This window comes from Isoalcanivorax pacificus W11-5, assembly GCF_000299335.2.
Taxonomy (GTDB): Bacteria; Pseudomonadota; Gammaproteobacteria; order Pseudomonadales; family Alcanivoracaceae; genus Isoalcanivorax; species Isoalcanivorax pacificus.
Genome location: NZ_CP004387.1, coordinates 3,498,223 through 3,511,724 on the forward strand (window position 1 = coordinate 3,498,223; position 13,502 = coordinate 3,511,724).

Annotated in this window: 13 protein-coding genes; 3 read left to right on the forward strand and 10 right to left on the reverse strand. The window is 64.1% G+C overall.

What is annotated here, in order from left to right; all coding sequences use genetic code 11:
- Window positions 1-18 precede the first annotated feature (18 nt).
- The 10 genes from nusB to glyA all read right to left on the reverse strand — a co-directional run bounded on the left by nusB (window position 19) and on the right by glyA (window position 10,131).
- Complete coding sequence (nusB, locus tag S7S_RS15630; protein ID WP_008733467.1) at window positions 19-459, reverse strand: transcription antitermination factor NusB; 441 nt, start codon at window positions 457-459, stop codon at window positions 19-21.
- A complete protein-coding gene (ribH, locus tag S7S_RS15635; RefSeq protein ID WP_008733465.1) occupies window positions 459-929 on the reverse strand; it encodes a 6,7-dimethyl-8-ribityllumazine synthase in 471 nt (156 codons plus the stop codon). Before ribH ends, nusB begins: the two co-directional genes overlap by 1 nt.
- A gap of 121 nt (window positions 930-1,050) precedes the next feature.
- Window positions 1,051-2,931 (reverse strand): glucans biosynthesis glucosyltransferase MdoH, encoded by a 1,881-nt coding sequence (gene mdoH, locus S7S_RS15640; protein ID WP_238582905.1) that lies wholly within the window; start codon window positions 2,929-2,931, stop codon window positions 1,051-1,053.
- 1 nt (window position 2,932) lies between these two features.
- Window positions 2,933-4,501, reverse strand: a complete 1,569-nt coding sequence (locus S7S_RS15645) for an OpgD/OpgG family glucan biosynthesis protein (RefSeq protein WP_008733461.1) — start codon at window positions 4,499-4,501, stop codon at window positions 2,933-2,935.
- A 237-nt stretch (window positions 4,502-4,738) separates the two neighbouring features.
- Window positions 4,739-5,380 carry a YceH family protein gene (locus tag S7S_RS15650; protein WP_008733458.1) on the reverse strand — a complete coding sequence of 214 codons (642 nt, stop codon included), beginning with the start codon at window positions 5,378-5,380 and terminating at the stop codon, window positions 4,739-4,741.
- A gap of 49 nt (window positions 5,381-5,429) precedes the next feature.
- Window positions 5,430-6,542: a bifunctional 3,4-dihydroxy-2-butanone-4-phosphate synthase/GTP cyclohydrolase II gene (gene ribBA, locus S7S_RS15655; RefSeq protein WP_008733457.1), complete on the reverse strand. Its 1,113-nt coding sequence runs from the start codon at window positions 6,540-6,542 to the stop codon at window positions 5,430-5,432.
- 4 nt (window positions 6,543-6,546) lie between these two features.
- Window positions 6,547-7,212: a riboflavin synthase gene (locus tag S7S_RS15660; protein ID WP_008733456.1), complete on the reverse strand. Its 666-nt coding sequence runs from the start codon at window positions 7,210-7,212 to the stop codon at window positions 6,547-6,549.
- Window positions 7,213-7,245: 33 nt separating this feature from the next.
- Complete coding sequence (gene ribD / locus S7S_RS15665) at window positions 7,246-8,349, reverse strand: bifunctional diaminohydroxyphosphoribosylaminopyrimidine deaminase/5-amino-6-(5-phosphoribosylamino)uracil reductase RibD (protein ID WP_008733455.1); 1,104 nt, start codon at window positions 8,347-8,349, stop codon at window positions 7,246-7,248.
- Window positions 8,350-8,394: 45 nt separating this feature from the next.
- Window positions 8,395-8,871: a transcriptional regulator NrdR gene (gene nrdR, locus S7S_RS15670; RefSeq protein ID WP_008733454.1), complete on the reverse strand. Its 477-nt coding sequence runs from the start codon at window positions 8,869-8,871 to the stop codon at window positions 8,395-8,397.
- A gap of 6 nt (window positions 8,872-8,877) precedes the next feature.
- The gene (gene glyA, locus S7S_RS15675) at window positions 8,878-10,131 is read right to left on the reverse strand and encodes a serine hydroxymethyltransferase (RefSeq protein ID WP_008733452.1); all 1,254 of its coding nucleotides are present in this window, start codon (window positions 10,129-10,131) and stop codon (window positions 8,878-8,880) included.
- A gap of 139 nt (window positions 10,132-10,270) precedes the next feature.
- Here glyA and S7S_RS15680 point away from each other — a divergent pair, with 139 nt between their 5' ends.
- The 3 genes from S7S_RS15680 (at window position 10,271) to S7S_RS15690 (ending at window position 13,447) form a co-directional block, all read left to right on the forward strand.
- Window positions 10,271-11,272, forward strand: coding sequence for a metal-dependent hydrolase (locus S7S_RS15680; protein WP_008733451.1), 1,002 nt, complete (start codon window positions 10,271-10,273; stop codon window positions 11,270-11,272).
- 130 nt (window positions 11,273-11,402) lie between these two features.
- On the forward strand, window positions 11,403-13,070 hold the full coding sequence (gene ettA / locus S7S_RS15685) for an energy-dependent translational throttle protein EttA (protein ID WP_008733449.1): 1,668 nt from the start codon (window positions 11,403-11,405) through the stop codon (window positions 13,068-13,070).
- Window positions 13,071-13,102: 32 nt separating this feature from the next.
- Window positions 13,103-13,447, forward strand: coding sequence for a PilZ domain-containing protein (locus tag S7S_RS15690; RefSeq protein ID WP_008733448.1), 345 nt, complete (start codon window positions 13,103-13,105; stop codon window positions 13,445-13,447).
- The last annotated feature ends 55 nt before the right edge of the window (window positions 13,448-13,502 follow it).

Here is a 13,502-nt window from a genome sequence, read left to right on the forward strand (position 1 = left end):
GGCTGGGGTCACCCCGTCTCAGCGGGCTGCGATTTCCACCTGGCGGCACTTGCGCGCCACCTTGTCGAGCACGCCGTTGACGTACTTGAAGGAATCATCAGCACCGAACAGCTTGGCCAGCTCGATGCCTTCGTTGATCACCACGCGATACGGCACATCGATCCGGTCCAGCAGTTCGAACGTGCCGATGCGCAGAATCACTTTCTCGATCTGCGACAGTTCCTGCACCTTGCGGTCCAGGGCCGGTGCAAACAGCGCGTCGAGTTCATCGACACGGGCCGGCACGCCGTGCAACAGGGCATGAAAATAGTCCAGGTCGACTTTTTTCATGTCGTTCTCGGCACGGAAATGCGCTTCGATTTCGTTCAGCGGCTGCCCGGCGAGCTGCCACTGGTACAGCGCCTGCAACGCAAACCGGCGCGCCTTGCGGCGCGCCGAGGGCGAAGTGAGTGTCGTCATCAGAGTTGCTTCAGCAGGCTGACCATTTCCAGCGCGGACAACGCCGCTTCGGCGCCTTTATTGCCCGCCTTGGTGCCAGAACGCTCGATGGCCTGCTCGATGTTTTCCACCGTCAGCACACCAAAGGCCACCGGCACGCCGGTGCTGTTCTGGATCGCCGCGATCCCCTTGGCTGCTTCACCCGCCACATATTCAAAATGCGCGGTACCGCCCCGGATCACCGCCCCGAGGGCGATCAGCGCGTCGTAATTGCCCTTGTCGGCCAGGCGCTTGACCGCCACCGGCAGCTCCCACGCACCCGGCACGCGGATGATCTCGATGTCCGTGGGCGCGATGCCATGCCGCACCAGTGCATCCACCGCACCTTCCAGCAACGCCTCGACGACGAAGCTGTTGAAACGGGCCACAACGATGCCGAAACGGCCGCTGACGCCGGTGAAGGTGCCTTCTATGGTCTTGATGTCTTTCATGTCGAACCCTTGCTTGCTGACGGACAACCGGCCGCACAAGCGCGGCGGACGGCAAAACGGCGACTATTGTACCGCTATAAGCGGCTTGAGTATGTACCGCCATGGGTGCCCGCCATGCCGTTCAGAGCGCCTGTGTCGGCATCCGGACCGGCTGCTCCGGCGGCAACGCCGGCAGCGGCGCGTGCTGCGGCAGCGCCGGGGGGGCCGACAATCGCGCGGCGACCGCCTGCAGGACCGGCTCGGGCGCAGCCTCATCCGGGCTGACGAACACCCCCAGCCTGCGCATCACCCGCCCCAGCGTCAGGCTGCTGGAATAACGCACGATCGGTGCCGCCAGGACCAGCCCGGCGAGAATCGGCGTCAGCCACCAGAAGAACACCGGCGCCACCCACCAGGTGAACAGCCCCCAGACCAGGGCCACCAGGGTAGCGGCCAGCGTGCGACGCAATGCCTCGCCCCAGGGCACCGGCCGCCCTTCGCGCACCTGCGCATCCCAGCTGACGTTGCGGCCGAGCAGAATGCTGATCACGAACCAGGCGTGAAACACCATCATCAATGGCGCGATCAGGATTGCGAACAGCATTTCCACCAGCGCACCGCAGAGGATACGCCAGGCACCACCGAAGGCCCGGCGCCGGTCCCGCAATGCGATCAGCACACCCAGCACTTTGGGCAGCAACAGCAGCACCACCGTGATGACCACCAGCGAAACGATCAGCCCGATGCGGACGATCGGCCAGTCCGGAAACAGCTGATAGGCATTGGCAAAATAGATTTCGCTGTGCAGCGCACGAAATACCGCATCCACGGTACTGAGCACCAGCATCAGCAACCACAGCAGCGAGGCGATATAGGCCACCGCACCAAACAGGAAATGCAGCCGGCTGACCGGGTGCAGCCCCGCCGCACCGAGCAGCCCCAGATGCTGGATATTGCCCTGCACCCAGCGCCGGTCACGCTTGGCATAATCCAGCATGTTGCTCGGCACTTCTTCGTAACTGCCACCGAGATCGGCGCGCAACAACACCTGCCAGCCGGCACGGCGCAGCATCGCCGCCTCGACAAAATCGTGACTGAGAATATCGCCGCCCAGCGGCGGTTTGCCTGGCAGCGACGGCAGGCCACAGTGTTCGACAAAGGCGCGTACACGAATGATCGCGTTATGGCCCCAGTAGTTGGCCGCGTCCATCTGCCAGAAGCTCATGCCGGTGGCCAGCATGGGGCTGTAGAGCGCCGCAGCAAACTGCACGAAACGCCCGAAAAAGGTGGTGGAGCGCACCGGTATCGGCACCGTCTGGATCAGCGCGCAACGCGGATTGGCCTGCATCAGGCGCACCAGGTCGAGCAGGCAGCGGGCACGCATCACGCTGTCGGCATCCAGCACGATCATGTGCTCGTACCGGCTGCCCCAGCGCTCGCAGAAATCCTTCAGGTTGCCCACCTTGCGGCCGACATTGCGTGTGCGGCGGCGATAGAACACACGCTCGCGCAACGCGGCCGGCAGCCGCTCGCACAGCGCACGCCAGGCAGCACGCTCAGCACCGGCGACCTGTTCATCGGTGCTGTCACTGAGCAGGAAGAAATCGAAATGCGACGCTTCGCCGGCGGCGTCCAGATCACGCAGCGTTGCCTCAAAGCCGGCGATCACCCGGTGCGTATCTTCGTTGTAGACCGGCATGACCAGCGCCGTGCGGGTCTGAATCGGTGTCGCCGGGACCGGCGCCTGTCGCGCCAGGGTCAGCGGATCGCGCCGCAGCCACTGCAACAGGAAGCCCGCCACCGCACTCCAGAACGACACCACGATCCAGCCGAAGGTGACCACGAACAGCAACAGGATCACTACCTCCAGCACCGTCAGGCTGTTGGCGCGCAAAATGTCCAGCATCAGCAGTGCGCCCCCGAGCGTGCTCAGGATCGCGAGTGTGAAAAACACTGGCCGGCGCCAGAGGGCGCCGGGGAACCTGATCTGTTGCCGGGCAGCCGGCGGCATGGCGGCGGTCATGTCAGTCCACCGCATCCGGCGACCAGAGATAGCTCCAGACTTCCGTCAGCCGCTGGCCTCTCAGGCTCAGGTACAGGCGCATGTCCACGACATCGCTGTCTTGCGGATCGAGTTTGAAAATGGCGCGCCAGGTCTTGCCGTCCGGCAGGCGTTGCACATGCAGATCGCGCACCTTGCCGACGGCATGGGAAAGCTCTGCGTCCAGCGGCGTATCCGGCGACAGGCTGGCCAGTTCGCCGCCGCGAAAATCCACCACGAACTGCCGTACGCTGCGGGGTGGCGGATCGGGTTGCCCCGGCACCGCGCCCCACCCGATCCGGGTACGTAACACCGAGCCCAGTGCATGCTCGGCCACCTGCGCATCCACCGATCGCAAACGATAGGCATAGCGGCGGCTTTCGCCCGCCTTCATCGGTGCGTCCGGCACCCAGTAGCTGACGATGTTGTCGTTCACTTCCGAGTCAGTGGGGATTTCCACCAGTTCCACCCGGCCCTTGCCCCAGTCCCCTTCGGGGATCACCCACAGACCGGGACGGCGCTCGTAGGCCGCCTCCATGTCCTGGTAATGATCAAAACGGCGGTCCCGTTGCAGCAGGCCAAAGCCGCGCGGGTTTTCGTCCATCATGGACGTGACGCGCAGCGTGCGCGGATTATTCAGCGGGCGCCAGATCCATTCGTTCTGGCCGGTCAGCACCTGCAGGCCATCCGAATCATGCACTTCCGGCCGGAAATCATCGACGAAACGGGTGCCGTTCTCACCGTGATGGAACATGCTGGTCAACGGTGCAATCCCGAGCTTGGCAATATCCCTGCGCGCAAACAGGCGTGCATCGACACGCATGCCGGTGGGCGCACCGGGCTGGATTTCGAACCAGTAGGCGCCGGTCACGGAGGGGCTGTCGAGCAGTGCAAAAATGATCAGCCGAGTGTCGTCCGCCCGCGGCTGCACCAGCCAGAATTCACGAAAGGCAGGAAACTCCTCGCCCTGTGGTGCGGCGGTGTCCACGGCCAGCCCGCGCGCAGACAGGCCATAGGCCTGGCCCGGGCCGACCAGACGGAAATAGGACGCGCCCTGGAACACCAGGAATTCGTCTTTGTACTCCTCGGTATTGAGCGGGTAATGCACCCGGAAACCGGCGTAACCGAGTGTCTCCGGCGCTTCATCCGCCAGCCCGGCTGCCTTGCCGTCATAGCGGAAACGCGCGCGCTCGAACGGCAGCGCAGCGACTTTGTTTTCTGCCACGACATTGATGCGCACCGGTTCCCGATACAGAAAACCGGGATGGAATAACTGTACTTCAAACAACGCCTGGTCGTGCCAGAGCGCCTGTTCCGGACGAAAGCGGATTGAGCGGTACTGCTGATAATCCATGTTCGCCAGCGACTCCGGCATGTCCGTGGCCGCAGGTTTGAAATCTTCCTGCGCCAGCTCACGGGCGCGTTCCTCGACACGCTGGAACAGAGCACCGGTGTCCACATTGCGATTGGAGGCCCGCACCATATCCTCGGCCCACCCCTGCGTCACCAGCAGCAGGCTGCACAACAGGCCGATCATGACATGACGAATCATCCAGAAGTCTCCTTTGGCCGCCCCGGGTGGATTGCAAGGCACAGCCCTGCGGGGATTCCATACACGACATTGCGGACGTCCTGACGAGGCAGGCAGAGACACGGGGGTGGTAACGCAAGATAGTTGCCGGACACCATCGGGACGCAGCGAAAAACACTGCCTGAATGTAACGCAGCCACAGGCACGAACGCCGGCTGCGAGCCGGCATTTGTTAATGTTTTACGATAAAAGAGGGGGTCAGTGGCGGGATGCCAGCAGCTCGGCCAGTTGTGCTTCCAGGGCCCTGACGCGCTCTTCCAGCAACGCCAGGCGATCTTCCCCGGCGGACGCCGAACGCGGCATAGAGGCCAGGGCCTGCAGGTCGGGCTCGCCGGCCATGCGGTGCAGATAACGGTCTTCGCGCTGGCCGCTCTGGCGTGGCAACAGCATCACCAGCCCTTTGCTGGCCAGCCGTGACAACTGGTGCGCCACCTGTTCGGTGTCATCAAAGGCATGCATGCGCTGGCTGCGGGTAAAGAGTTCGTTCAGTGTCTGTGGGCCGCGCAGCAACAGCAGCCCAAGCAGTATCTGTTGTGCGTGCACCAGCTCGAATGTCTTTTCCGCGCGATGTTCCCAACGGTCTGCGCGGGCACCGCTGACCCGGCGTACCAATGCTCGTTTTTCGAGCTGGTACAACGCCTGCCCGATCTCGCCAGTGTCCAGCTGCATGACCGGGTCGCGGCTGGTTTTCTGATTGCAGGCTACCTGCAACGCGTTCAGTGTCAGCGGATAGACTTCCGGCGTTGTCGCTTCTTTCTCGATCAGACACCCGAGCACACGGACTTCGTTGTCCGTCAGCGGTTCGGCGTCCCGGGGGGCGGTGGTATCGTGCTCATCCATGGTGTGGCTCTCTCACAGTGCGCTCACAGTCCGCTCACAACTCGCCGCATCACTGCACCGGTGGTTCCACGTATTCGACGATTTCCAGATCGAAACCGGACAGCGCATTGAAACGCATCGGCGAACTGAGCAGGCGCATGCGCCGCACACCCAGCTCACGCAGAATCTGCGAGCCGGTGCCGATATTGCGATAGGCCGGCCCCCCGGTGCGCGGCTGGCGGCGCTGGCCGGAAAAATACTCGTTGACCATCATCTGTACATCGTTGGAAACGTAGTCCTGGCCAAGAATGATCACGACACCGGCTTCGCTCTGCGACACCTCTTCCAGCACGCGATGCATGTTCCAGCCGGTGCGGCCATCCATCTTGGCACTCATCAGGTCACGCAACGGATCGACGAGATGCACACGCACCGTGGTCACGACTTCCGGCGACAGCTCGCCTTTCACCAGTGCCACATGCGTCATGTCATCGACGGTATCGCGGAAAGTCACCAGGCGGAAATCGCCGTACCAGGTCGGCAGGATGTTATCGCTGACCCGCTCCACGGTTTTTTCGTGCAGCATGCGGTACTCGATCAGGTCGGCGATGGTGCCGATCTTGATGTTGTGTTCCTCGGCGAATTTTTCCAGATCAGGACGGCGCGCCATGGTGCCGTCTTCATTGATGATTTCGCAGATCACGCCCATCGGGGCGCAGCCGGCCAGCGCCGGCAGGTCACAGGCTGCCTCGGTGTGCCCGGCACGGTGCAGCACACCACCCGGCTCGGCCATCAGCGGAAAGATATGTCCTGGTTGCACGATATCCGCCGGCTTGGCATCCGGGGCTGCGGCGGCCTGCACGGTGCGGGCGCGGTCGGCGGCCGAAATACCCGTGGTCACGCCTTCGGCGGCTTCGATGGAAACGGTGAACTTGGTGCCAAACCCGGAGCCGTTGCGTTGCACCATCAATGGCAGGTTGAGCTGTTCGCAACGCTCACGGCTCATCGGCATGCACACCAGGCCGCGCGCGTACTTGATCATGAAATTGATGGCTTCCGGCGTGCAATGCTCGGCCGCCATCAGCAGATCGCCTTCGTTTTCGCGATCCTCGTCGTCCATGAGGATGACCATGCGTCCGGCACGGATGTCGTCGATCAGTTCCTGGACTGTATTCAATGTCATGCAATCACCTTTTCAGAAAACCGTGTTCGGCGAGGAACGCCATGGACAGGCCCTCGCCGGCGCCCGGCTCGGCTGCGCGCTCACCCAGCAGCAGCCGCTCGAGATAGCGGGCAATGATATCAACTTCCAGGTTCACGCGCGTGCCGGCCTGCCAGGTGCCGATGGTGGTCATGTCCTGGGTGTGCGGGATGATGTTCAGCGAGAACACCGCGCCACTGACGCTGTTCACCGTAAGGCTGATGCCGTCCACGGTAATCGAGCCCTTCTGGGCGATATAGCGCGCCAGCGCCGCCGGTGCCTCGATATCGATACGGGTGGAGCGGGCATCCGGGCGCAGGCTGCGCACGGTGCCGACGCCATCCACGTGGCCAGACACCAGGTGGCCGCCGAGGCGCGTGGTCGGCGTGAGGGCCTTTTCCAGGTTCACCACCGAGCCGGCCTTGAGGGCGCCCAGCGAGGTCAGCGCCAGGGTTTCGCCCGAGACATCGGCGGTAAAACCGCGCCCCGGCAGGCTGGTGACGGTCAGGCAAACGCCATTGACGGCGATGGAATCCCCAAGCTGCACGTCGCTCATATCCAGCGCGCCGGTCAGCACGGTCAGCGCCACGTCGCCGCCACGCGGCGCCAGTGACTGGATTTCACCCTTGGCTTCGATAATGCCGGTAAACATGGGGCTCTCCTCACAGAGACGAATCAGGACGCCTTATCGGGGCGCGAGCGCATAACACAAGCGCAGATCAACACCCACCTGGCGCGTGTCGCGCAGGGTGAGCAGGTATTTGTCGGCCATCCTGTCCAGGCCCGGCAGGGCCAGCAATGGCCGTGCCGACGATCCAAGCAGCATCGGCGCCATATAGACCACCAGTTCATCGACACAGCCGGCGGCCACAAACGCCCCGGCCAGTTCGGCGCCGGCTTCCACCAGCACTTCATTACAGCCACGCGCGGCCAGCTCGGCCAGCACCTGCCGTGGCGACCAGTCGCCCGCGAGCACTTCCGCGCCCGCTTCGCGCAGCGCCGGGGCGCCAGACGTCTCCTGGGCGGTAAGGATCAGGCACTCACCGTCCGCCTGGATCACGGCGGCGTCCGCCGGCGTGCGCAGCGCGCGATCCAGCACCACACGCAGCGGCTGGCGCACCGGTGTCGGGCCGTAATCGCTGAATTGCCAGGTGGCCGGGCGCACCGTCAGGGACGGGGCATCCGCCAGCACAGTGCCGATGCCGGTGACAATCGCCGAGGAGCGGGCACGCAGGCGCTGCACATCCTCGCGCGCCTCGGCGCCGGTGATCCATTGTGATTCGCCGGAGGCCATGGCGGTGCGACCATCCACGCTCATGGCCAGCTTGACCCGCACCCAGGGCAGGCCCTGTTCCATGCGCCGAATAAAGCCGGGATTCAGGGCGCGGGCCGCGTCTTCCAGCACACCGCATTCCACCTCGATGCCCGCGTCTCGCAAGCGGGCCAGGCCCTGGCCTGCCACTTGCGGGTTCGGGTCCTGCATGGCTGCCACCACACGCGCCACGCCAGCCTCGACCAGTGCGTCCGCGCAGGGGCCGGTGCGGCCGGTGTGCGAGCAGGGTTCCAGCGTCACGTAGCAGGTGGCGCCGCGCGCCTGTTCCCCGGCAGTTGCCAGGGCGTGGCGTTCGGCATGCGGCTCGCCGGCGCGCTGGTGCCAGCCTTCGCCCACGATCATGCCGTTACGCACCAGCACGCAGCCCACGCGCGGATTCGGATCGGTGGTGTGCAGGCCGCGCCGCGCCAGGTACAACGCGCGGCTCATGTATTCGCGGTCGGAGCTGTTGGCCATGGGGACTCCGTGTGAAAAGCGCGCTGCCCGGCCAGGCTCGGGCAGCTACTTTTTCTTCACCAGTTTGCGGCCGGCCTTTTCCAGCCGGTCGACTTCCGCGCGGAAGTCGGAGATATCCTGGAAGCTGCGATAGACCGAGGCAAACCGCACGTAAGCAACATCGTCGAGCTGGCGCAGTTCTTCCATCACCAGTTCCCCCAGCTCACGGGCCGGCAGTTCGCGCTCGCCGGTGGCACGCAGGCGGTGGCCGATGCGGGTGATGGACGCTTCCAGGTCTTCCATGCTGACCGGGCGCTTTTCCAGCGCGCGCAGCATGCCGGCACGCAGTTTGGCGTCATCGAAGGGTTCGCGGGAGCCGTCGGACTTGACGATGCGCGGCATCACCAGTTCGGCGGTCTCGAAAGTGGTAAAGCGTTCTCCGCAGGTCAGGCACTCACGGCGCCGACGCACCTGGCCGCCATCAGCGACCAGGCGCGAATCGATCACCTTGGTTTCTTCCGCCGCGCAGAACGGGCAGTGCATGCGGGGTTACTGCTCGTAAACCGGCAGGCGGGCGCAGATCTCGCTGACCTGGCCGCGCACACGCTCGATCACGGACTCATCACCCATGTTGTCGAGGATGTCGCAGATCCAGCCGGCCAGTTCGCGGCAGTCCGCTTCCGTGAAACCACGGGTGGTCACCGCCGGGGTGCCGATACGCAGGCCGGAGGTCACGAACGGCGAGCGCGGATCGTTCGGCACGGCGTTCTTGTTCACGGTGATGTGCGCACGGCCCAGCGCCGCGTCGGCATCTTTGCCGGTGATGTCCTGCTTGATCAGGCTGAGCAGGAACAGGTGGTTCTCGGTGCCGCCGGAGACGACGTCGAAACCGCGATCCACAAACACCTGCGCCATGGCCTGGGCATTGGTGATCACCTGTTGCTGGTAAGTCTTGAAGTCGTCGGCCAGCGCTTCCTTGAAGCAGATCGCCTTGGCCGCGATGACGTGCATCAGCGGGCCGCCCTGGCCGCCCGGGAACACGGCAGAATTGATTTTCTTGGCGATGTCTTCGTTGTTGGTCAGCACCAGGCCGCCACGGGGACCGCGCAGGGTCTTGTGGGTGGTGGTGGTCACCACGTCGGCAAACGGCACCGGGTTCGGGTACAGGCCGGCGGCCACCAGGCCGGCGACGTGGGCCATATCCACCATCAGGTAGGCACCCACTTTATCGGCAATCTCGCGGAAACGCGGGAAATCCAGCGTCTGCGAGTAGGCAGAGAAACCGGCAATGATCATCTTCGGCTTGTGTTCCACCGCCAGGCGCTCGACCTCGTCATAGTCGATCAGGCCGGTGTCGGTGTTGATGCCGTACTGCACGGCGTTGTAGCTCTTGCCGGAAAAGTTTGGCGCCGCACCGTGGGTCAGGTGGCCGCCGTGGGCCAGGCTCATGCCCAGCACGGTGTCGCCCGGCGCCAGCAGGCCGAGGAACACGGCACCGTTGGCCTGGGAACCGGAGTGCGGCTGCACGTTGGCGAATTGGGCACCGAACAGTTCGCAGGCACGGTCGATGGCCAGTTGCTCGATGGTGTCGACGAATTCACAGCCGCCGTAGTAACGCTTGCCGGGATAGCCTTCGGCATACTTGTTGGTCAGCACAGTGCCCTGGGCTTCAATGACCCGCGGCGAGGCATAGTTTTCGGAGGCAATCAGCTCGATATGTGCCTCCTGGCGGCGCTCTTCGCCCTCGATGGCGGCCTGGATTTCCGGATCGAATTCCGCGATGGTCATGGTTTTGCCGAACATGGGATGCCCTTCAGGTAGCTGGCGGGAAATAAGGGAGGCGGTATTCTACCCAATTGCCGCCCGGGAAGCACTTGAGATGACCTCATCCTGATATGCGCCATCCGCATGATCCGGGCGCTGGCCCTGAAACGGAGACCCGATGGATTCAGTGACCCAGATTGCCCTCGGCAGCGCCGTGGGCCATGCCGTACTGGGCCGCCAGGCCGGCCGCCGCGCCGCGCTCTGGGGCGCCGTCTGCGGCACCCTGCCCGACCTCGACGTGCTGGTGCCGCTGGCCGACCCGGTGGCCACCTTCACCTACCACCGCTCCGCCAGCCATTCGCTGATCATTCTGACACTGGCCGCCCCACTGCTGGCCTGGCTGATCCGCCGCTGCCACCGTGACCTGGCACACCTGAAGTGGCGCTGGCTGTTGCTGGTCTGGCTGGTGCTGGTGACCCATGTATTGCTGGACGCGCTCACCGTGTATGGCACGCAACTGTTCTGGCCGCTGACCGACTACCCGGTGTCCGGCTCGGTGATCTTCATCATCGACCCGCTGTATACCCTGCCACTGCTGGTCGGGCTGGGCGTGGCCCTGTGGGCGCGGGACCGCGACCGGGCCCGGCACTGGAACACCGCCGGACTGGCGCTGAGCAGCCTGTACCTGATCTGGGCCGCCAGCGCCAAGGCCTGGGTGGATCATCGGGTGGAACAGTATCTGGTGCGCTTCGACATGCCGCACACGCAGGTCCTGAGTATCCCCTCGTCCTTCAATACGCTGCTCTGGCGCATCGTGGTAATGGACCGCGACGGCTACTACGAAGGCTTCTATTCGCTGCTCGACGGCAGCGGCGCACCGACCTTTACCCGCCATCCCAGTGACCCGGCGTTGCTGGCGGCGCTTGATGACAGCTGGGCCGCGCAGCGACTGCTGTATTTCACCCACGGCTTCTGCTCGGTTACCGAAACGCCGGACGGCGCGGTGGTCATCACCGACCTGCGCATGGGCATGCGCGAACAGTACGTGTTCGGCTTCCAGGTGGGCCAGCGCGCCGAGGACGGCGCCATCGTCCCGGTGCCCAGTGCACGGCAGGATTTCAGCTACCGCTCGCGCCAGCTCGACTGGGTGTGGCAGCGGCTCTGGCGCCCCGACGCCTGATTGCCGGCCACCCCCTTTCAACGCGCAGCGCTTTCGGATAGCTTAGGCCGCACCATGACGCCGCTGGTCAATTTCTGAACAGCACCGCGGCGCCCCGTCTTCTTTACAACGCAGTCTGGCGCACAACTCTATGTCTCAATACATCTTCACCATGGACCGGGTCGGCAAGGTCGTCCCGCCGAAGAAACACATTCTCAAGGACATCTCCCTGTCGTTCTTCCCCGGCGCCAAGATCGGCGTGCTGGGCCTGAACGGTTCGGGTAAATCCACGCTGCTGCGCATCATGGCCGGCGTCGACCAGGACTATATCGGCGAAGCCCGCCCACAGACCGGCATCAAGATCGGCTACCTGCCGCAGGAACCGGAGCTGGACAACAGCAAGAACGTGCGCGAGATCGTCGAGGAATCCCTGGGCGAAATCCGTGGCGCCCAGCAACGCCTGGAAGAGGTCTATGCCGCCTACGCCGAAGAAGGCGCCGACTTCGACAAGCTGGCCGAGGAACAGGCCCGCCTGGAAGCCATCATCGAAACCGCCGACGCGCACAATCTCGAACGCAAGCTGGAAATCGCCGCCGACGCGCTGCGCCTGCCGCCGTGGGACGCCGAGGTGAAACACCTCTCAGGTGGTGAGCGCCGCCGCGTGGCGCTGTGCCGCCTGATCCTGTCCGCCCCGGACATGCTGCTGCTGGACGAACCGACCAACCACCTGGACGCCGAGTCCGTGGCCTGGCTGGAACGCTACCTGCACGACTTCCAGGGCACCGTGGTCGCCGTGACCCACGACCGCTACTTCCTCGACAATTCCTGCGAGTGGATTCTGGAACTCGACCGCGGCGAAGGCATTCCCTGGAAAGGCAACTACACCTCCTGGCTGGAACAGAAAGAAGCCCGCCTGGAACAGGAAGCCAAGACCGAAAGCGCACACCGCAAGACGGTGGAAAAAGAACTGGAATGGGTGCGGCAGAATCCAAAAGGCCGCCGCGCCAAGAACAAGGCCCGTGTCACCGCGTTCGAGGAGCTGGCCAGCCAGGAATTCCAGGCGCGTAACGAAACCCAGGAACTGTATATTCCGCCCGGCCCCCGCCTGGGCGAGAAAGTGTTCGAGATCAAGAATGTCTCCAAACACTTCGGCGACAAGCTGCTGTACGAGAACCTGGACATCAGCGTGCCACGCGGCGCCATCGTCGGCATCATCGGCCCCAACGGCGCCGGGAAAACGACACTGTTCCGCATCCTCACCGGCGAGCAACAGCCTGACAGCGGCACGGTGGAAACCGGCGAGACCGTACAACTGGCCTACGTCGACCAGAGCCGCGAAGACCTCAACGGCACCAAGTCCGTATGGGAAGAAATTTCCGACGGCGCCGACATCCTCAAGATCGGCAACTACGACGTGCCGTCCCGCGCCTACCTGGGCCGCTTCAACTTCAAGGGCCAGGACCAGCAGAAACGGGTCAAGGATCTTTCCGGCGGCGAGCGCAACCGCCTGCACCTGGCGAAACTGCTCAAGCAGGGCGCCAACGTGCTGCTGCTCGACGAACCGACCAACGACCTGGACGTGGAAACCCTGCGCGCCCTGGAAGAAGCCCTGCTGGCCTTCCCCGGCTGCGCCGTGGTGATCTCGCACGATCGCTGGTTCCTTGATCGGGTGGCGACTCATATACTGGCGTTCGAGGGCAACTCCGAAGTGGAGTGGTTCGAAGGCAGCTACACCGAGTACGAGGAGTATCGGCGCAAGAAGTTGGGGGACGACGCTCTGCAGCCGAAGCGTACGCGGTATAAAAAAATCGGGGTGTAACCACCTCACCCCGCTCGACAAGAAGACCGGGTATGAAAGAGAAGCGCCGTTTCCAGCGCACGCCGTTCGATGGCGAAGCGCACCTGAAAGCACAGGGCACACTGTTCAACGTGGAAGTGCTTGACCTGTCGCTCAAGGGTGCGCTGATCACCCTGCCGCCAGGCGTCACCATGGCGCCCGGCGAGGCCTGCGCGCTGAATCTGCTGATGGAAGACTCCGACATCCGCATCCCGCTGGAGGCGACCGTGCGCCGCACGGAACGTGATCTGGCCGGGCTGGAATTCGTACGGATCGACGTCGACGCCATGCGGCACCTGCGCCGCCTGCTGGCGTTGCACCTGGGGCAGGATGAGATGCTCAGTGCGGATGAGGACTGAGTGCCGGCGCGTCCTCTCTCGCTAACGTCATCAACTCATAGTTTATAAAGCACTG